Raw genomic sequence first — 18,997 nt, forward strand, 5'->3', positions numbered from 1 at the left:
CCGTCGCCCTCACGACAAGGGAGACCTCCCATGACCGACATCGTCATCACCGGACTCGGCTGCCGCCTCCACGACCTCCACCACGGCACACCGCTTCCCCGCACCCGGACCGCTGATCCGCGCCGCCGCCTGTTCCTGGACGTCATCCGCACGGCCCCGGACGACGCGGGGCCCAGGTGGGCCAGGGCCCCCGGTACCGTCGGCCGGGACTTCGACCCCGGCGGGCCCGGCCTCGCCGTCGGCTCCGCCCGCCCCGGCCCGCCGGTCGCCCTGGACCGGGCCGTGGCGCGACTGAGCCGGTGCGGCTGCCTGATCGGCGTCCTCGTACGGCCGCTCGCCGACGCGCTCGCCACGGGCGACCCCGTCCACGCGCTGATCCGGCGCATCGGATCCACCGGCCCGGGTCCCGTCGCCGCCACCGCGGGCTTCCTGGAGACGCACGAGGGCCTTGCGCTGTGCTGCTTCGACGCCGGTTGGGTCCACTCGGGACACTCGCTGTCCGCGGCGGACATCGACATCGCGGGCCCGCGCCGCGCGGACGGCCCGCTGCCCTTTCCGTACTCCTGCGCTCCGCGCCGGGCCGCCGTCGGTGGGTTCGGGTACGGCGGGCCGGACGGCCGCGTACCGGCCGAGGACCGCGCCGCCCCGGTTCCTGCCCCCGTCCCCTCCATCCCCTCCTCCGGCGTCCCCTCCTTCGGTGGCTCCCCGGAACGCGGCGGGGCCGCCGGACCTCAGCTCGTCCTGCTCTCGGCCGGCGACCCCGGGCTGCTGGACGAGCACATCGGCGACGTTCTCGACGCACTCGACACGGCGGACCGCGCCCCGCTGGCGGCCGTGGCCCACACCCTCGGCTCCCGCCGGCCGCTGAGGGCCCGGCTCGCGATCGTGGCCGACGACACGGAGGAGTTCGTCCGGCGGCTGCGCCGCGCGCGCCGGCAGCTCACCGACGACGGCGAGCGGGGAGACCTCGGCGAGGGCGCCTTCGCCGCCGATGCCCCGGTGCCGGTCGAGCGACGCCGTCTCGCCTTCCTCTTCCCCGGCCGGGAAGGCGGGCGCCCGGACCTGCCGCGGCGGTTCTACGAGCGGTTCCCCGGCTTCCGCGCGACCGTCGACGGCCTCGCCGCCTCGGCCCACCAGGACAGCGGCCCCGACCTCGGCGACCCGCAGCTCGGTGCCGTCCAGATCGCCGCCACCCGGCTCCTCGCCGATCTCGGTGTCCGCCCCGACCTGGTCCTCGGTCACGGCGTCGGGGAGTTCGCGGCGGCCGCGGCGGCCGGCGCCCTCACCGCCGAGGACACCGTGCGCCTGCTGGTCCACCGGGGTGCGGGCCTCCGGGAGGCCGGGAGCGGGCTGCACGGCGGGATGCTCGCCGTACAGACCGACAAGGAGACCTGCCGCCGACTGCTGACCGGCATCAACGACGTGTGGCTCGCCTGTTTCAACCAGCCCCGGCAGGTCGTGGTCAGCGGTACGCCGCACGGACTCGCGGCCGTGCGGCAGGCCTGCGCCGGGGCGGGGGTCGTCACGGCGGCGCTCGATCTGTCCCACGCCTTCCACTCGCCGCGGCTCGCCGCCGCCGACGCGAGGATGCGCGCGGCCCTCTCCGACCACCCCGTCAGCAGGCCGGTCCTGCCGTTCGTGTCGTCCGTGAGCGCCGCCCTGTGCGCCGACCCCGAGCGGCTGCGCGCGCTGTGGGCCCGGCACGCGTCCGCGCCGGTCCGGTTCGACGATGCCGTCCGCACCGCCCACGACCGGGGGGCCCGCGTCTTCGTCCAGGTGACCGGCGGCAGCGCGCTGCTCACCGCCGTCCGGCGCACCCTCGTCGACCGCGGCGACGTGCGCGTCGTCCCCGTCACCGGGGCGGCCGCGGACGACGGCCGGAGCCTCGTCATCGCTCTCGCCCGCCTCGCGGTCCTGGGCGTGCCGGTCGACCCCCGCGCCCTGGTCCCCCAGGGGGAACGCCGACCGCTCGACCTGCCGGTGGCGGGCCTCGCCACCCGGCCCTGCCACGGGGTGCCGCACCGGCGCCCCGGGAGGACGGACGCAGGCGCCGCCTCCCGCCGGCCCGCGACACCCGAGGAGAGCGCCATGTACGAGTCGCCGCACCATCCGATGGACGAACTGATCCGGCTGGTGCAGCGGCAGACGGAGCTGCTCGCCCGCCTCGGCGAGGTCGGGTACGCCGCGGGGGACACGGCCGTCGTCGGCGGCCGGGAGCTCCTCTCCTTCTCCCGCTACGACTACCTGGGCCTGGCGACCCACCCGCTGGTGGCAGGGGCGGCCCGGGAGGCGACCGAGCGCCGCGCCACCTCGGTGCCCGCCGGCCGACCGCTCCACCCGGAACTCGAGAGCGCGCTCGCCGACCTGCTCGGATGCGAGGCCGCGAGCACTCTGGCCGACGGCCACGCCACCCCCGTCACCGCGATCGGGGGCCTCGTCGGGCCGGAGGACCTCGTCGTGCACGACGCCCTCGCCCACGAGGGCATCCTGCGGGGGTGCCGGCTCTCCGGCGCGACCCGGCGGCCGTTCGCCCACAACGACGCGGCGGCCCTCGACGCTCTGCTGACGCGGGTCCGCGGCCAGTACCGGCGGGCGCTCGTCGTCGTCGAGGGCGTCCACAGCATGGACGGTGACATCGCCGACCTGCCCGCCCTCGTCGAGGTCAAGCAGCGGCACGGCGCCCTGCTGATGGTCGACGAGGCGCACAGCATCGGGACGATCGGCCGGACGGGGCGCGGCGTCGGCGAGTACTTCGACGTCGACCGCACGGCCGTCGACCTCTGGTCGGGCACCCTGTCCAAGGCGCTGGCGGGCTACGGCGGCTATGTCGCGGGGAGCCGTTCCGTCGTGGAGGCCCTGCGCGGAGCCGCCCCCGGCTTCGTCCACGGCTCCGGGACGACCGCGGCCGGCACGGCGGCGGCGCTGAGCGCCCTGGGGGTGCTGCGTGCCGAGCCGGAGCGCGTGGCCCGTCTCGCGGACAACGCGGCGCTGTTCGTCCACCTGGCGCGCGAGGCGGGCGTCGACACCGCGGGCAGCCGCCATACGCCGGTCGTCCCGTGCGTCGTCGGGGACGCGCTGAAGACCCTGCGCCTCGCGGAGGCCCTGTTCCGGCAGGGCATCAGCGTCAACCCCGTCCTCCGTCCGGCCGTACCGGGGGAACCGGCCCGGCTGCGCTTCCTCATCACCTCCGACCACACGCCCGGCCGGATCAGGCGGGCCGTGGCCGTGCTGGCACGCGAGCTGCTGCTCCTGGACACGGCCCCGGCCGCGTGAGCCGCGCCGCGTGGACGCGGCCCCGCGCCCGTCCGCGCGGGGCCGCGTCCTGCGTTGGTGCTCCTTGCCCCGCTGGATCATCCTGGTCAGAGGAGCGCCTGGCCGTGCGGGTCCCCTTGGGACGGCGGCAGCGGAACGAGCGAGGGCGAGATGAGTGGCGATGGAGCAAGTTTCCACCTCTCCTGGTGAGCGGCCCGAGGAGACGGGCGCCTCCTTCGAGTCGGCCTACACGGCCTCGGCCACGATCAATGAGGAGGGCATCGTCACCGAGTGGAGCGAGGGAGCCACCCGTCTGCTCGGCTACGTGCCGTCCGAGGTCGTGGGCCTGCCCGCCGCCCACCGTCTCGCCGATGTCCTCAGTGACGCCGCGAGCCGGGTCCCGTCCGGGCAGGACCGGTGGAGCGGCACGGCGGCGCTGCGGCACCGGGACGGCCACCGGATGGAGGTGGCGCTGCTCGCGCACCGCTGGACGTCCAGCGGCGGCACCACCAAGTGGTTCGTGGTGTCGGCCGTCGGGGGCGCGTCCCGTCCGCCCTGGGAGGAGCCGCTGAAGGAATGGGCGTTCACCCAGTCCCCCTGCTTCCTGGCGATCTTCGATGCCGACCTGCGGCTGGTGCGGGCGAACTCCGGCATGGAGCGCACGCTCTCCCTCACCGAGGCTCAGATGCGCGGGCTGCGGCTGCCGGAGATCGCGCCGGATCCGGTGAGCGACGAGACCGAACGCAGGATGCGCCTGGTGCTGGACTCGGGTGAGCCGCAGTACATGGAGACCTTCGTCCATCCGACGGGTGGCGCCGCGGAGCACGGCTGGGCCACCTCGGTGGCGCCGTTGCGGGACCAGAACGGCCGGGTGCACGCCGTGTGCCTGGCCGCGCACGACCGGTCCGGGGTGGAGGGCGTCCACCACCAGATGCTGTTGACGGACGAGGTCGAGAGCGCCGCCGCGCCCATCGGGACCACCCTGGACAGTGTGCGCACCGCGCACGAACTGGCGGACGCCGCCGTCCCCCGGTTCGCCGACTTCGCGATCGTCGACCTGCTGGAACCCCTCCCGCGTGGCGACGAGCCGACCGCTGTCGCGGTGGACGGGCCGGTGACCGTGTGCCGCGCCGCGGCGCGGTCGGTGCTCGACGGAACCCCTGAGTCCAGGGTCGCCGTCGGGGACACCAGCAGCTATCCGGCGATGTCGCCGCCCGTCGAGGCGCTGGTCGCGGGTCGCGGCGCCGTGTACGGGGCGGCGGACCCGGCTCTTGCCCGATGGGCCGCGCAGGATCCTGAAGCCGCCTGGATCGGCGAGTACGGGGCCCACTCGATCATGGTGGTGCCGATGCGGGCCGGCGGGGGCACGCTCGGGGTGGCCGTCTTCAGCCGCCACCGGCGCAGTGAGCCCTTCCAGCCCGAGGACCTGCGGGTGGCCGGGGAGCTCACGGCCCGGGCGGCCGCCGGGATCCGCAACGCGTACCGGTCCGGCCGCGAGCACACCACCACCATGACGTTGCAGCGCAGCCTCCTCCCGCACACGCTGCCCGATCAGGCGGCGCTGGAGATCGCCTCCCGCTACCTGCCCGCCGCCGGTGAGGCCGGGGTGGGCGGCGACTGGTTCGACGTGATCCCGCTGTCCGGCGCCCGGGTGGCCCTGGTCGTGGGGGATGTCGTCGGCCACGGCATCCGGGCCACCGCCACCATGGGTCGGCTGCGCACCGCGGTACGCACCCTGGCCGACGTGGACCTGGGCCCCGACGAGCTGCTCACCCACCTCGACGACCTGGTCATCCACCTGTCCGCCGACGAGAGCGATCAGGAGGCGGGCGGGGAGGCGGCCGGGGGTATCGGCACCACCTGCCTCTACGTGGTCTACGACCCGGTCATCCGCCGGTGCACGGTGGCCCGGGCCGGGCACCCGCCGCCCGCCGTGGTCTCCCCGGAGGGCTCGGTGTACCTGCTCGACGTCCCGGCCGGTCCGCCCCTGGGCCTGGGCGGTCTGCCGTTCGAGACGATCGAGGTCGAGCTGCCCGAGGGGAGCATCCTCGCCCTGTACACCGACGGTTTGCTGCAGACTCGCGACCACGACATCGACGAGGCGCTGGACAGCATGTTCGCGGCCCTCGTGCGCCCGGCGGACACCTTGGACGCGGTCTGCGACCGGGTGCTGACGGCCATGCTGACGCACCGCCCGGACGACGATGTGGCCCTGCTCGTCGCCCGGACCCGGGGCCTGCACGCCGACCAGGTCGTCGTCTGGGACCTGCCCTCCGATCCCTCCGTGGTCTCCACGGCCCGGCGGCAGACCACCGACCAGCTGACGACCTGGGGGCTGGAGGAGGCCGCGTTCGTCACCGAGCTCCTGGTCAGCGAACTGGTCACCAATGCCATCCGGTACGGCCTGCCGCCCATCCAGCTGCGGTTGATCCACGAGAAGAACAGCACCCTGATCTGCGAAGTCTCCGACGCGAGCAGTACCGCCCCGCACATGCGGCGGGCCCGGACCTTCGACGAGGGCGGGCGGGGTCTGCTGCTGGTCGCCCAGCTCGCCCAGCGCTGGGGCACCCGGCATGCGGCCATCGGCAAGACCATCTGGGCCGAGCAGTCCCTGACCGGGTACTGAGAACGCGTACGGGGTGGGGCGGTATGCACTGAAACGTTCCCTGTGACGTGCCTGTGACAGTCGACGGACACCTCCATGAAGTCGCGCCTACAAGCTCTTTAACAGGGACAAACACCGACATTCGGTAATGAGTCCCCTGCTTCCGAGGACGTGAGCAGTGATGACCAGGCCGATCCGTCGGAGGAAATCATGAGTCTCACCCTCACCGCCCCGCAGACCGAAACCGCCGCCCCCACCCTCGCCCCGCGCGAGCAGGAGGCACTGCGACACATCGCCGCAGGCTGCACCTACCTGCAGACGGCTCGCCAGATGGGGCTCTCGAAGCACACGGTCGACGCCTACCTGCGCCGCATCCGCGCCAAGCTGAACATCAACACCACGGCCGAGATGACCCGACTGGCCATCTCCATGGGTCTGTGACGAAGGCAGGAAACGAAGCGTCCGTAGCGGGCGGGGCGGTCGACGGACCGCCGGGCAGTACGGGCACCACTGGCCGTACGAGCAGCACGAGCAGTACGAGCAGTACGAGCAGTACGGTCTACGGACCGTCGGCCGGGCCGTAGAAGACCGGCCGGGCCCAGACCGGGGGCTCCTTCGGAGGCACGGCATTCCCCGGAGCACCGGGGGTACGGGAATCCTCCCGCGCAGGCGGATCGGCGTTCAAGCCGATGCCGCCTCCCGTCGCGACACGCAGCGCGGCGACGAATTCGAGGCAGGACCCGTAGCGGTCCTCGGGGACCTTCGACAGGGCCTTGGTCAGCACATCGGCGGCCGCGGGAGCAATCCCCGGCCGCTTTTCCGTGAGCGGGGGCGGGGGGTCGTACTGGTGCGCCCACAGCAGCGCCGCGTCCTCCTCGCGCTGGAAGGGCGGCCCGCCGGCGAGGGTCTCGTAGACGACGCACGCCAGGCTGTAGAGGTCGCACCTGCCGTCCACCGGCCTGCCCGAGATCTGTTCCGGCGCCATGTAGTCGAGCGTGCCCACGAACTCCCCGTCCGTGGTGAAACCGGTGAGCGCCAGCGACTTCTTCGTCAGCCCGAAGTCCGTGAGGTAGATGTGCTCGGGGTGGTCGCTGTCGGTGCCTGCGGCGACCAGGATGTTTCCGGGCTTGACGTCCCGGTGCACCAGGTCGTGGTCATGGGCCGCGTCCAGCGCGGACGCCACCTGGGCGGCGATGCGCAGCGCGGTCGGAACGGGCAGGGGACCCTCCCGGTCCAGCAGCGCGCGCAGGTCCAGGCCGGAGACGTAGCGCATGGCGATGTAGAGGACGCCGTCGGTCTCACCGGCTTCGAAGATGGGCACGATGTGCGGGTGGTCGATCGACGCGGCCACCCGCGATTCATGGGTGAAGCGGCGCCGGAAGGTCTCGTCGCGCGCGCGTTCCGGGGCGATGAGCTTGAGCGCCACCGTACGGTCCAGGCGCAGGTCCTTCGCGCAGTAGACGACGGCCATGCCGCCGCGGCCGATCATGCGCTCCACCCGGTAGCCCGCGATCTGCTTCCCGATGAGGCCCGAGGCACGACCCGCGTACACGCTGAGGTTGGAAACCTCGCTCATCGGACGCCCCGCTCACCCGGCCGTGTGACGCCGCCGGACGCGGCGGGCCGCTCTTCCATACCTGGAAGTCTATCGAGCGGGCCACCCCTGCGCCCGATCCGACCGGTCCCGGCACATGAGTACGGTGGCCGACCCCGTCGGGGTCGGCCACCGTACTCATGCAATGCGGTCGATGGCGGTCAGTCGTCGTCGAAGCCGCCCGCCCCACCGGCTCCGCCGAAGCCGCCGGTGACCCCGCAGCCGAAGCCGAGGCAGAGGCCGCCCTCGCCGCCGGTGCCGCCCTTGCCGCCGTCACCGCCGGGCAGCGCGTTCCCGCCGGTGCCGCCCGTACCGCCGTTGGCGCTTCCCTTGCAGGAACCGGCGCAGATGCCGCCCTTGCCGCCGCTGCCGCCCTGGCCACCCGGGACACCGGTGGTGCCGGTGCCTCCCATGGCGCTGCCGTCGCACAGCCCGGCGCAGATGCCGCCCTTGCCGCCGGCGGTGCCGTTCACCGTTCCGGCGCAGTTGCCCGCACAGACCCGGTCACCGACGCGGACACTGCCCTTGTCCACCTTGATGCTCTTGAGCACCGCCCTGCCGTCGAACCGGCCGCCGCCCGGATGGGAATCGCCGGCGGCGAACGCGGGAGCCATCTGGCCGGTCGGCGCCGCAGGTGCCGCCGGTGCGGCGGTGGCGACCGGTGCCATGGCACCCGCACCGATCAGAGTCGCCGAGATGATGAGACCGAGACGGAACTTCGTGGACCGCATACGCATGAGATTCTCCCTTGCCTAGGAATTTCTTTCCGTGACGCGGCTGCGAACTCCCGCCTTCCGCGCGTATCGAGCGGCCCGATCCGTATCCGGCCGATTGTTCCCCGGGATTCGTGGGCGCCCCGGCCTTCTGCAGGCCGGGGCGCCGTGGTGGAGCGCCTGCGTTCTCGATCAGGAACGGACGTTGTCCGCCATCAGGGCGAACCAGTCACCGTCGACGTAGTAGTTCTTCCACTTGTCGATCTGCTCGTCCGAGATCTTGTACTTGTCGGCGACCTTCTTCGTGGTCTCCTCCTGGTCGTCGGACGCCAGCACGATGAGCACGATGCGTACCTTGTCCACCACCGTCAGGTCCGCCTTCGACTTGTCGGGCAGGTCCCCGAACTTGAGGCAGCCCACTCCGCCGGGCTGGCCGGGCTCGCCGGGCTGACCGGGCTCGCCGCCCCTGCCGCCCTTGCCGCCCTCTCCACCCTTGCCGCCGGCGCCGAAGCCGACACAGTGCTCGGGCTGGTCGGCCGGGGCCGAGGCGCTGATGTTCGTGGGGGTGTGGGACTGCGACGCCTGCGCGGCGCACGCCGTACCGGTGACGAGGGCCAGAGAGGCCGTGACCAGGATGATCGGACGCTGCCAGGACTTCGTGAACATGGCGAGGTTCTCCGTTTCCGCAAATACCGAGGTGGGGGGTGAAGGAGGGTGAGGAGGGGGTGGGGAGGGTGAAGGCCCGGAGGCCTCCACCCGTTGAGCCGGGTAGTGCGGTGAACGGTTTAGAAGAGGCTGCCGCCACCGGCGCCGCCGTCGCCACCGAGGCCACCGATCAGGCCACCGATGCCGCCGTCTCCGGCCTTGCCGCCGTTGCCTCCGTTGAAGAAGCTGAAGCCGCCGTTGCCGCCGTTGCCGCCCTTGCCGCCCTTGAAGAAGCCGTCGCCGCCCCCGCCACCGCTACCGGCGTTGCCGCCCTGCAGGATGCCGAAGCCGCCGTCGCCACCGTTGCCACCGGCGCCACCGACCCGGCCCTCGCCGCCACCGCCGCCGCCGCCACCGGCGCCACCGAGCAGGAGGCCGTCTCCACCGGTACCGCCGTTGCCGCCCTTGCCGCCGGTGCCCTTGACGCTGCCGCCACCGGAGCCACCGGAGCCGCCGCCGCCACCGACGAGGCCGCCGGTACCGCCCTTGCCACCGTCACCTCCGGCGCCTCCGGCGTTCGGGAGGACCGTAGCCACGTGGGAGGCCACGGGGGCCGCGGAGGCCATGGACGCCGGAAGCAGGACTCCACCAGTGACGACAGCTGCCGCGGCGGCCAGGGTCGCGATACGGAAGCCGCGGCGGGTGGAACGGACGCTGTTGGTGTTCATCTTGCGGTTCATGGCTTTCTCCTACCGATGAAGGGATATATGACCCGCCCGGATTTCCGGGACGGTGCGGATATTGAGGGGAGAAGAATCCTTGGGAGAGGATTTCCTTCTCTTCCGTCTGCCTCGTTTTGTTTCCGGTGAGGCCCGCACCACAAGTAAGCCCCGGGGGCCACACCCGGGTCATGTTCCGGAATCTCGGGACTTGACACCCTCATAAACACCGGCTAAAAGCGCCGCGCGGCGCCCCCGCGCGTCACCCGGTGGCGGTCATCGCCCGCAGCCGGTCCTCCAGGGCGCGGGCCTCCACGAGGCCGCGAGCTCGCGCAGGAGGACCACCGACTCCGTGGCGGCGGCCAGCGCCCCGGCGAGGTCGATCGCGGCCTCGGAGGCGGTGCGCAGGCACTCCTCCCACCGGGCCGGCTTCGACAGCGCCTCGCAGCGGAGCACCAGGACGTAGGCGAGCAGGGCGGCCGCGCCCGGGCCACCGGGTCCGCCGGGGCGCCCACGTAAGAGCAGCGCGGCTTCGTCGGCCGCTGCCAGGGCCTCCTCGTACCGGCCGGAGCCCACGAGCCGGCCGCACAGGTCGAAGGCCTCCTGGGCCGGGTCGGGTACCGCGTCGTATGTCGGTGTCTCGTCGGGCATGGCCGGCGCTCCTCGGTCGCGCGGACGGCCGGGGGGGGGATGGCCGGTCCGCCGTACGGAGACGGAAGCCGCCGCGCCGCCGGCCTGGCCCCCCGCGCCGAACGACCCCGTCAGCCTGCCCGCGCGCCCCTCCCCCGAACCGGGCACGGCTCGCTGCGGCGGGCCCGCACGCTCACGGGGTGTGTGCGCCGATGGAGGGCCGGCGGCCGGAAGCCCTCGACGATCAGCGGGCGCAGTCCGTCGGGCAGCAGCGCCTGCGCGTGCAGGAGCCGGTCCACGACACCCGACCGCCGGTGGGCGAACGCGCCTGCCGGGTCGGATTGCGCCCGCCGCCCGGCCCGGGAGCGGGCCGGGCGGCGGGGGTGGGTCAGCGGGGCTGGACGAACGTGCGGCCCTGACGGGCCCCGGCGGTACAGGAGCCCTTCTCCGCGGCGGTCATCTTGCGGGTCTTCACCACCACCGCGTTGCTCCTGCCGTCCGTGCCGTTCTTGGCCGGGCTGGTGATCGTGTCCTGGAAGAACCAGTAGTAGTGGTCCCACTTGGGGCTGTCGTAGTGGGTCTGCCAGGTGCCGGACACCTTCTGCATCACCTGGGCGCGCGAGATCCAGCCCACCTCGCCCGGCTTCACCGTCATATTGAGCGAGCTGCTCTCCGAACGGCTGCTCGACCAACTGTGGCTGTAACTCGCCGTTACGCTCAGGTCGACGATCCCGGCTATCTTGCCTCCCGCCGTGACGGAGACGCCCAGCGAGTCGGTGGAGCCCACCGTGTCGTCCCAGGTCATCGACTGGGTGGAGTCGGACGTGCTGCAGTTGAAGAGCGAGTTCGACACCTGGCGGAACTCACCCAGGTACGCCTCCCCGAGCTGCGGCGAGTTGAACGTGCACTTGCCTTCGCCCGAGGCGCAGTCCGCCAGGAGCGCCTGCCGTGTCGGCTGGTCGGAGGCGGCTGCCGGAAGGACGGTCGCCGCCGCGACGGCGCAGGCGGCCGCCGCCATGGTCAACGCGCGGGCGGTGTGGCGCCTGACGCGGTGTGTGGTCATCGTGGAACCTCTCACGGTGCTGGGGGGATCGGTGAACGGCCGTACCACGGGCGCGGATTCACTCGCCGCCCGCCGTACGTTCGATCACCGCCTGTTGCTCCTGAGATTCTCCCGACCGACCGGAGGGGTACGGTCCGATTGAGTCACCCCGCCGTCGGGCGCAGCACCGCGACCTCCGGGCCGAAGCCGACCACGAGCCGCCCGCCCGGTGCGGCCGCCAGAGCGCCCACCGCGAGCGGCAGGACGTACTCGTTCCCGGCTTCGCGCCCCGTGACGAGGTTCCAGCACCGCACGGCCTGTCCCTGGCCGATGGCCACGACCGGCGGGCCTCCCGCGGCGCCCCCGCCGGTGACGGCCATCGGGCCGTTCGGATCCGTGTGACCGGTCTCCACGGCGGCGCCGATCTGCCGCATGGTCTCCAGGTCCCACAGGCACACCGTTTTGTCCCGGCTCCGGCTGACCGCGGCGGGCCGACCGTCCACCAGCACGATGGCCACCGAGGTCACCCAGTCCGTGTGGCCGGTGAGGGGTTCGCCGATCTGCCGGCCGGTGCCGAGGTCCCACACCCGTACCGTCTTGTCCCAGCTGCCGGTGACCGCGACGGGCCGCCCCGCCGACTCCCCGGTCGCCACGGCGGTCACCCGGCCGGCGTGGCCGGTGAGCGGCTCGCCGACCGGTCGGCCGGTCGCGAGGTCCCAGACTGCGGCGGTGCGGTCGGAGCCGGCCGTGACGAGGACCGGCCGGCCGGCCAGGGTCGCGGTGGCCAGGGCCAGCACCCGGCCGTGATGGCTGGCCAGGGGCTCGCCGGGGTGCCCCCCGCCCGTGGGATCCAGCAGGTGCAGCGTGTCGCCCGGCCCGGCGGTGACGACCAGCGGCCGGCCGTCGACCACCGCCGTGGCCATGGCCGTCACCTGGCCCTCCAGGCCCGTCACGGGGGCCGTGACCTGCTGCCCGGTGGCCAGATCCCAGACGCGCAGGGCCTGGTCGGCTCCTGCCGTGACGGCGACCGGGCTCCCGGCGAGGACGGCCGTGGCGATCGCGCGGACCGTTGCGGTGTGCCCCGTGCGGGGCGGGCCGTCCCCGTGGACATGGGTGAGGTCCCAGGTCCGGAGGGTGTGGTCGGCGCCCGCGGTGACGGCAACCGGGCGCCCGTCCAGCACCGTGGTGGCCACGTCCTGGACCGTGCCGGTGTGACCGGTCAGGGGCGGGCCCACGGGCTTCCCGGTGGCGCGGTCGCGTGCGACCACCGTGCCGTCCCGCTCGACGGTGAGGGTGACCGGATCTCCGCTGTCGCCACCGACGGGGCCGGTGCCGGTGCCGCGGCCGCTGACGCTGTGCCACAGGTCCGCGGCCTGCTCCGGGCCGGGCGGGAGGACCGGGGCCGCCGCACCCGCACCGATGCTCCGCATCACGCGCATGCCGTTCACGCGCTGCCGGTCGTCCGTCAGGTCCCAGATGCGCAGGGCCCCGTCCGCCTCCGCTCCGATGGTGAGGGCGACGGTACGTCCGTCCAGCAGCGCGGTCTCCCGGGCCCGGCTGCGTACCAGGGCGCAGCTCTGGCGGGCGAGGGCCAGCGGGCCGATGAAGCGGGGGTCCTCGCCGTCCGAGCCGACGGCGACGAGGCGTCCGTGCACGACCGTCGCGGTCCGGACGCCGGTCAGGTCCGCGCCGTCGGCCACGGCCACGGCCGAGGGAGTCGTGACCGGCTCGCCGGTGCCCAGGTCCCACACGCGTACCGTCCGGTCCACGTCGATGTCGTCGACGGTGAGGACGACCCGGCGGCCCTCCAGCACCGCGAGGCCGGCCGCCGACGGGAAGGCGCCGACCCGGCCGCCCGTGGCCAGGTCCCACACGCCCAGGGTGCCGTCCGCCCCGAGGGTGAGCAGGACCGGGCGCCCGTCCAGGGCCGTGCTCTCCACCAGCCTGACGAACTCACCGGCCGCGCGGCCCGTGGCCAGGTCCCATACAAGGACCGAGTCGTCGCCGTGCAGCGTGAGGGCCACCGGCCTGCCGTCGGCCACGGCGGTCGCCACGGACAGGACCTCGGCCGTCATCGAGGACACCGGGTCGGTGCGACCGGTGACCGGAGCATGGAGCTGCCCGCCCGTCGCCAGGTCCCACAGACGCACGGTGTTGTCCCGGCTGCCCGAGACCACCACCGGTCTGCCGTCGACGATCGCCGTGGCCACCGACCGGACCGGGCCGGTGTGGCCGGTCAGGCAGCGCAGCCGCCGGTGGTCCGGCACGGGCCCGTCGGCCCACTGCACGGTCCACCGCTGGTCGGGCAGCGGAGCGTTCACGTCGTCGGGCGCACCCGCGAAGGTCTCAGACATACCGCCGAGGCTAGCCACCGGGTCTGACATCGCCGATCACTACCACACCGCACGCCGCCGGCCGGAGCGTGCGCACCACCACCATTTCGACGCCCGCGGGACGGCACTGCGGTGGGGGGCGCGGGCGGAGATTATGCGGGGCCACCGCCCATGTGCGGGTGGAGCGGATGGCGTTGAGTCGGAGCTGCCGATCGGCCGGCACGTCATCGACATCAGCCGCGCGACCGCGCGCTCGACCTTCGAGGAGGTGATCCGGATGAGCGACCTGGGGCTTCAGCACATGGAGGCCCGCACCACGCAGAGCGCTGCCGCCACCGTCAGTCCGACGAGCGGCAACAGCAACTGCCAGGGTTCTCCGCACGAGCCGCAGAACCCGGACTGACCCGCCGGTCCGTGCGAGGGCTCGGCGCGCCCCCGCACGGGCCGGCGGTTCCCGACGGCCGCAGCCCTCGGCGGTCCTCGGCGCCGTCCACCGGGGGGTGACCCGGGCGGCCCGACACCCGTCGGCCCGCCTCTCCCAGGCGCATGCCTATGGGCGGACCAGGTCGCGGGCGGCGGTGGCGAAGGCTGTCCGGTTCGGGTGGCCGGTCTTCTGCAGGAGGCTCGCCACATGCTTCTCGACGGTGCGCAGCGAGATGTGCAGCCGGCCGGCGATGTCCTTGTTGCTGATCCGTTCGGCGACCAGCCGGGCCACCTCGAACTCGCGGACGGTGATCCCGCACCGGCGCAGGTCCGGCGGGACCAGCTCGGTGCCCGTGCGCCGCTGCCGGACGGACGCGCCCATCCCGCGCAGCAGGGCCCGGGAGGCTCCGGCGACCGCCTGGAGGCCGGCGTCGTGGAAGTACTCCTCCGACTCGCGCAGCCACTCGACGGGCGTGCCCCAGCCGTCTTCGTACGCCGACTGCGCCACCAGGCGCAGGGACAGCCGGCGGGCCATGGGGAAGAGTTCGGCCGCCTCCAGTGCCTTGCCCGCCGTGGCCGTCGCCTCGTCGGGGCGGCCCTCGCGTCCGAGCAGCACCGCGTGCGCCAGGCCCGCGAACTGGTGGTTCCAGCGGGTGCCGCTGACGCTCGCCCGCGTGACCTCGGTGTGGTGGCGCCGGCCCATGCGTCGGTCGAGCACGCCGAGCAGCAGGACGATGCCGTGCTTGCCGAACCCGCCGATCGCGGGGTTCTCGGCGTCGTAGGCGAGGGCCTGCGCGAACTCCTGCCCGGCCGCCTCGGGCCGCTCCTCCAGCAGCGAGCAGAACGCCCGAGCCAGCCCGTACGACATCGCGCGCACGCCGGGCGCCGCGTCCAGCAGCGGGGCCAGCCGCTCCAGCGCCCCGCGCATCTCGGCGCGGCGGCCCTGGTGCGCGTACCGTACGGCCTCGGCGAGCCGCAGCATGGCCAGCGGGCGGCCCAGTCCCAGCCGTGAGGCGTCGGCCGCGGCCACGCGGATCCGGTCGCGGGCCTCGTCGAAGCGGCCGCGCCGGATGCGGTCCATCGCGAGGGCGAAGCCGGTTTCGTGGGCCAGTGGCAGCAGTCCCATGCGCAGGGCCTCCTGCCGGGCCTCCTCGATCCGGGTGGGCCGGCCGTCATGGCTCGCGGCGACGGTGGCCAGGTGGACGTCGGCGGCCATGCGCGGGACGGGTAACCCGCGTGCGAGGGCGATGGCGCGGGCGCGCCGGAACTGGGCCGCGGCCGTCGGCTCGTCCTGTTCCCGGGCCAGTTGGCCGAGCAGCAGCAGGGCCCGGCACGCCACGTCCGGCAGGTCGGCGCGCTGGGCGGCCTCCAGGGCGCGGTGGGCGTAGCGGGTGGCGGTGCGCAGCCGGTCGGGGGCGAGCCGGCTCAGTTCCACGTGCACGGCGCAGAGGTCCACGAGGGCGGCGTACTGGTCGGCGGGGTGGCTGCCGAGCAGTGCGCGGGCGATGTCGAGGTGCCACAGGGCCTCCGCGGGGCGGCCCGTCAGGGTGGCGAGGTCGCTCAGCCGGGCGTGCAGCCCGGCCCGCCGCTGGGCGGGTATGTCGTGCTCGCCGCCGTCGCCGCCGAGCGTGTCCAGGAGGGCGGCGGGCACGGGCAGCCGGTCGAAGCGCGCCGAGCAGGCGACGGCGTCGAGCAGCCGCTCCAGCACCGTGGCGTGCAGTTCGGGTGCGATGCCGGGCTCGACGAGCCGGTGGGCCCGGGTGAGCAGCTCCACCGCCCGGTCCGCGGTGCCCTCGCCCGTCGCCCGGCCGGCCGCCTCGCAGTACAGGCGGATGGCCTCCGGGGAGTCGCCGGCGCGCTCGTGCAGCTGGGCGGCGTGCTCGCACCAGGCTCCGGGCAGTCCGGGGTGGAGGTCGGCGAGCGCGCGCGCCGCACGCCGCAGGTGGGCGGCCCGCTCCCCCGGGCCGAGGTCGTCCAGCAGGGCTTCGGCCGCCAGCCGGTAGCGGAAGGTGTACCACTGCGTGCCCGGCCCCTCCGGGGTGATCAGGTACGAGGCGACCGCGGCCCGCAGCACCGCGGACAGCTCGGCGTGGTCGCGGCCGATCGCGCGCTCCAGCACGGGCAGTGCGAAGCGGCGGCCGAACAGGGCGGCCGTCCCGAGGAGTTCCGCGCCGAGCGGGCCGAGCCGCTCGGCCTGGCGTCGGACTGTGTCCGCGACGGTGGGCGGTACGGAGGGGGTCCGCGGGCCGTGGGGGGCGGGGCGGCCGCCGAGGTCGTGGACGAGTTCCTTGACGACGAAGGGGATTCCGGCGCTGCCGTCCAGCGCGCGGTGGAGGAGGTCGGGGCAGACCTCGGCCGGGGGGATGCGCAGCTCGGCCGCGATGAGCAGGTGGACGTCGGGGCGGCTGAGGGGGCCGAGTTCGAGCACGGCGGCGGCGCCCCGGCGGCGGGCCCGGGTGGTCAGCTCGGCCGCCTCGCAGGGGGCGCACCCGGTGACGAGGAGCAGGACGGCCGGCTGCTGCCCGATGTTGTCGAGGAGGTACTCGACGACCGCCAGGGTGCCGGGGTCGGCGTCGTGCAGGTCGTCGAGGACGAGCAGGCAGCCGCGGCGCTCTCCGACGATGTCGAGCAGGCGCAGCATGGTTTCGGCGACCACGAGGTGCGAGGCCGCGTCGGCGTCGGCGTCCCGGGCGCCGCCGAGCAGTCGGGCCAGGACCGGTCCGTAGCGGCCGAGTTCGTCCGGCTCGGGCAGCAGGCCGGCGCGGGCCAGCAGGAGCAGCGCCTCGACCAGTGGGCGGTAGGGGACGGGCGGGCCGACCGCGCTGGCCCGGCCCCGTACGGTGACCATGTTCGTTTCGGCGGCCATGGTGAGGGCCTCGGTGGCGAGCCGGCTCTTGCCGACTCCGGGCTCGCCGGTGACGAAGAGGGCCGCGCCGTTCCCGGACCGGGCGGCTGCCAGGGCGAGCATGATCTGCCCCATCTCGGTGCCGCGGCCGATGAGTTCGCCCCGTTTCGGGTGCCGGCTGCCGTTCGGGCCCGCGACGGTACAGTCCTCCGGCAGTGCCGGCCAGAAAATGGACACCGGCTCGTCCCCTTTCCGGCGGGCCCTCCGAGGCGCCGCCGGGGATGACGATAGGGAGACTGCCCCTGCCCCCTGTAGCCGTCCGTTTGGGGGGCTTGTGCGGGGGGTCAGCCCGCGTCGAGACTGTCCTCCCGTACCCGCCTGGCCAGGTCGAGCTTGGTGTAGGTGGGGCGGCCCGCCTGCTGGTACTTGGCCTTGACCCGGTCCAGGTAGTCCTTGGCGGTGTGCACCGTGATGCCGGCGCGCCGGGCGGCGGACTTCAGGGTGAGCCCGGAGGCGTAGTCGAGCAGGATCTGGCGTTCCCGGGGCGAGAGGCGGGGGCGTGCGGGGCTGTCGTCGTAGGCGCAGGCGAAGGCGAGCTCCGCGGAGAGGGCTCCCTGGCCCGATGCCAGGTCCTTGATGGCGGCGACCAGGGTCGGCAGGTCGTGGTCCTTGGTCAGGTAGCCGTCGGCGCCCGCCCGGATGGCCTCGAGGATCCGGCTGCGGTCCGGGACCGTGCTGATCATCAGGACGCGGCTCCCGGTGCGCAGCAGCCGGCGGATGTTGTCCGTGGGGGCGGAGCCGTCGCGCAGGAGGAGGTCGAGGAGGACGATGTCGGGCGGGGCGTAGCCGGACCGGCCGAATCCGTACGGGAGTTGGGCGTCGGGCGCGCCGAGGAGCTCCCCGACCGTGGCGGCGGTCGCCACGAGCCGCAGCTCCGGTACGCCGGCCAGCCAGGCGCGCAGTCCGTCGAGGAGCATGCGGTCGTCGTCGACCACCGAGACGGTGATCACCCGGGCCATCTCAGCTCCACCCGTACGCCCTCGCCGGGGGCGGTGTCCACGGTCGCCCGGCCCCCGACCTCCGCCATCCGGCCGTGGACCGAGCCGCGCAGGCCGAGGCCGGGCTCGCACCGCTCGGGGTCGAATCCGGGACCCCGGTCGACCACGGTGACGAGGGCTCCGCCGCCGGCGTCCGGGTCCCTGGTGGCGGTGAGGTAGGCGTGTCCGGTGCCCGCGTGGCGCCGTACGTTGTTCAGGGCCTCGCGCACGGCGTCGCCCAGGGCGGCGGCGACCGCGGGCGGCACCTTCGGCAGGTCGTGGTACTGGGCGGTGACCCGCAGCTGGAGGCTCTCGACGGAGCAGACCGCCTCCTCCAGGGCCGCGCCGATCTCCCGGTGGTGGACCTCTTCGGCGGTCTGCTGGATCAGCCTGCGCAGGTACGCGGCCTCGCGCGCGCAGCGCCGGCGCACCTCGGGGGCGTTGGCGTCGACGGAGCCGGACGCCAGGGTGGTCAGGGTGGCGAGGACGGTGTCGTGCAGGGCCCGGTGGTGTTCCAGGCGCTCGGCGTAGCGCGCCTTGTGGGCCTCCGCGGTCACGGCGCGGGAGGTGGCCTCGTCGAGGAGGCGCCCCTGGCGGAGCAGGTACCAGCGGAAGAGCCAGGTCATCACGGCGGAGGAGACGATCGAGTTGAGATGGCCGAGAATCACGGCGGGGCTCGCGCCGACCGCCTGGTAGCCGATGAAGTGGGTGACCACGAGGAGGGCGATCACGGTGAGGGCGTGCAGCCGTTCGAGGGAGATGGCGGCGACGGCGCTCGCCGACCCGCCGAGCAGCATGGCCCAGGCGATCGCGGGCGGCTCGCGCAGGCCGCCCCAGGCGCAGAGGGCCAGGGGCAGTACGCAGCCGGTGACCAGGACGTCCGCCCAGATGTGCCGCGGGTCGAACCAGCCGCGCCGCAGGGCGGCCCCGTAGGTGAGTGCGCTCAGCGCGAGGGCCGCGGCGAATCCCGCGTACTGCAGGGGCAGTTCCGAGCCGCGTCGGGCGACGGCGAGGGCGCCGACCGTCAGGTGGCTCGCCCGGTAGAGCAGGGTGGCCACGATCATGAAGGACTGGGCCCGTTGCAGGCCCGATCCGACCCCGTTCGTCCCCCGTAGTGCCCGCATGCGCCGTACTGGTAAGGACAGCAACGCCAAGACCA

The 18,997-nt window shown here is 74.1% G+C and carries 14 protein-coding genes; 4 read left to right on the top strand and 10 right to left on the bottom strand.

Features of this window, described 5'->3' with window-relative positions:
• The first annotated feature begins 30 nt into the window (after positions 1-30).
• The 3 genes from ACIQZO_RS34285 (at position 31) to ACIQZO_RS34295 (ending at position 6,298) form a co-directional block, all read left to right on the top strand.
• Positions 31-3,273, top strand: coding sequence for an aminotransferase class I/II-fold pyridoxal phosphate-dependent enzyme (locus ACIQZO_RS34285; protein ID WP_403634037.1), 3,243 nt, complete (start codon positions 31-33; stop codon positions 3,271-3,273).
• A gap of 160 nt (positions 3,274-3,433) precedes the next feature.
• The gene (locus ACIQZO_RS34290) at positions 3,434-5,878 is read left to right on the top strand and encodes a SpoIIE family protein phosphatase (protein ID WP_403634039.1); all 2,445 of its coding nucleotides are present in this window, start codon (positions 3,434-3,436) and stop codon (positions 5,876-5,878) included.
• A 189-nt stretch (positions 5,879-6,067) separates the two neighbouring features.
• Entirely contained in the window at positions 6,068-6,298 is a 231-nt protein-coding gene (locus ACIQZO_RS34295) for a response regulator transcription factor (protein WP_403634042.1), read from the top strand.
• A gap of 118 nt (positions 6,299-6,416) precedes the next feature.
• Here ACIQZO_RS34295 and ACIQZO_RS34300 read toward each other — a convergent pair whose 3' ends face one another.
• From ACIQZO_RS34300 to ACIQZO_RS34330, 7 genes are all read right to left on the bottom strand, one after another.
• Positions 6,417-7,433 carry a serine/threonine-protein kinase gene (locus ACIQZO_RS34300; RefSeq protein ID WP_403634044.1) on the bottom strand — a complete coding sequence of 339 codons (1,017 nt, stop codon included), beginning with the start codon at positions 7,431-7,433 and terminating at the stop codon, positions 6,417-6,419.
• Positions 7,434-7,612: 179 nt separating this feature from the next.
• A complete protein-coding gene (locus ACIQZO_RS34305) occupies positions 7,613-8,188 on the bottom strand; it encodes a hypothetical protein (protein WP_403634046.1) in 576 nt (191 codons plus the stop codon).
• A gap of 168 nt (positions 8,189-8,356) precedes the next feature.
• A complete protein-coding gene (locus ACIQZO_RS34310; RefSeq protein ID WP_403634049.1) occupies positions 8,357-8,830 on the bottom strand; it encodes a hypothetical protein in 474 nt (157 codons plus the stop codon).
• Positions 8,831-8,949: 119 nt separating this feature from the next.
• On the bottom strand, positions 8,950-9,549 hold the full coding sequence (locus tag ACIQZO_RS34315) for a hypothetical protein (RefSeq protein WP_403634051.1): 600 nt from the start codon (positions 9,547-9,549) through the stop codon (positions 8,950-8,952).
• 255 nt (positions 9,550-9,804) lie between these two features.
• Positions 9,805-10,179 carry a hypothetical protein gene (locus ACIQZO_RS34320; protein ID WP_403634053.1) on the bottom strand — a complete coding sequence of 125 codons (375 nt, stop codon included), beginning with the start codon at positions 10,177-10,179 and terminating at the stop codon, positions 9,805-9,807.
• Positions 10,180-10,546: 367 nt separating this feature from the next.
• The gene (locus tag ACIQZO_RS34325; protein WP_403634056.1) at positions 10,547-11,221 is read right to left on the bottom strand and encodes a hypothetical protein; all 675 of its coding nucleotides are present in this window, start codon (positions 11,219-11,221) and stop codon (positions 10,547-10,549) included.
• A gap of 143 nt (positions 11,222-11,364) precedes the next feature.
• Positions 11,365-13,554 (bottom strand): WD40 repeat domain-containing protein, encoded by a 2,190-nt coding sequence (locus ACIQZO_RS34330; RefSeq protein WP_403634058.1) that lies wholly within the window; start codon positions 13,552-13,554, stop codon positions 11,365-11,367.
• A 256-nt stretch (positions 13,555-13,810) separates the two neighbouring features.
• Here ACIQZO_RS34330 and ACIQZO_RS34335 point away from each other — a divergent pair, with 256 nt between their 5' ends.
• Positions 13,811-13,936, top strand: coding sequence for a hypothetical protein (locus tag ACIQZO_RS34335; protein ID WP_403634061.1), 126 nt, complete (start codon positions 13,811-13,813; stop codon positions 13,934-13,936).
• A 147-nt stretch (positions 13,937-14,083) separates the two neighbouring features.
• Here ACIQZO_RS34335 and ACIQZO_RS34340 read toward each other — a convergent pair whose 3' ends face one another.
• The 3 genes from ACIQZO_RS34340 to ACIQZO_RS34350 all read right to left on the bottom strand — a co-directional run bounded on the left by ACIQZO_RS34340 (position 14,084) and on the right by ACIQZO_RS34350 (position 18,962).
• Positions 14,084-17,038, bottom strand: a complete 2,955-nt coding sequence (locus ACIQZO_RS34340; RefSeq protein ID WP_403634064.1) for an AAA family ATPase — start codon at positions 17,036-17,038, stop codon at positions 14,084-14,086.
• 107 nt (positions 17,039-17,145) lie between these two features.
• On the bottom strand, positions 17,146-17,820 hold the full coding sequence (locus tag ACIQZO_RS34345) for a response regulator (protein ID WP_403634066.1): 675 nt from the start codon (positions 17,818-17,820) through the stop codon (positions 17,146-17,148).
• Positions 17,808-18,962: a sensor histidine kinase gene (locus ACIQZO_RS34350; RefSeq protein WP_403634069.1), complete on the bottom strand. Its 1,155-nt coding sequence runs from the start codon at positions 18,960-18,962 to the stop codon at positions 17,808-17,810. The genes ACIQZO_RS34345 and ACIQZO_RS34350 overlap by 13 nt, the downstream gene beginning before the upstream one ends.
• Between the last annotated feature and the right edge of the window lie 35 nt (positions 18,963-18,997).

It is taken from the genome of Streptomyces sp. NPDC097617, from assembly GCF_044761485.1.
GTDB lineage: Bacteria > Actinomycetota > Actinomycetes > Streptomycetales > Streptomycetaceae > Streptomyces.

Excerpts from the sequence above, each read along its gene's own strand:
- ACIQZO_RS34285 (WP_403634037.1), top strand. The coding sequence starts at position 31 with ATGACCGACATCGTCATCACCGGACTCGGCTGCCGCCTCCACGACCTC.
- ACIQZO_RS34290 (WP_403634039.1), top strand. The coding sequence starts at position 3,434 with ATGGAGCAAGTTTCCACCTCTCCTGGTGAGCGGCCCGAGGAGACGGGC.
- ACIQZO_RS34295 (WP_403634042.1), top strand. The coding sequence starts at position 6,068 with ATGAGTCTCACCCTCACCGCCCCGCAGACCGAAACCGCCGCCCCCACC.
- ACIQZO_RS34300 (WP_403634044.1), bottom strand. The coding sequence starts at position 7,433 with ATGAGCGAGGTTTCCAACCTCAGCGTGTACGCGGGTCGTGCCTCGGGC.
- ACIQZO_RS34305 (WP_403634046.1), bottom strand. The coding sequence starts at position 8,188 with ATGCGTATGCGGTCCACGAAGTTCCGTCTCGGTCTCATCATCTCGGCG.
- ACIQZO_RS34310 (WP_403634049.1), bottom strand. The coding sequence starts at position 8,830 with ATGTTCACGAAGTCCTGGCAGCGTCCGATCATCCTGGTCACGGCCTCT.
- ACIQZO_RS34315 (WP_403634051.1), bottom strand. The coding sequence starts at position 9,549 with ATGAACCGCAAGATGAACACCAACAGCGTCCGTTCCACCCGCCGCGGC.
- ACIQZO_RS34320 (WP_403634053.1), bottom strand. The coding sequence starts at position 10,179 with ATGCCCGACGAGACACCGACATACGACGCGGTACCCGACCCGGCCCAG.
- ACIQZO_RS34325 (WP_403634056.1), bottom strand. The coding sequence starts at position 11,221 with ATGACCACACACCGCGTCAGGCGCCACACCGCCCGCGCGTTGACCATG.
- ACIQZO_RS34330 (WP_403634058.1), bottom strand. The coding sequence starts at position 13,554 with ATGTCTGAGACCTTCGCGGGTGCGCCCGACGACGTGAACGCTCCGCTG.
- ACIQZO_RS34335 (WP_403634061.1), top strand. The coding sequence starts at position 13,811 with ATGAGCGACCTGGGGCTTCAGCACATGGAGGCCCGCACCACGCAGAGC.
- ACIQZO_RS34345 (WP_403634066.1), bottom strand. The coding sequence starts at position 17,820 with ATGGCCCGGGTGATCACCGTCTCGGTGGTCGACGACGACCGCATGCTC.
- ACIQZO_RS34350 (WP_403634069.1), bottom strand. The coding sequence starts at position 18,962 with ATGCGGGCACTACGGGGGACGAACGGGGTCGGATCGGGCCTGCAACGG.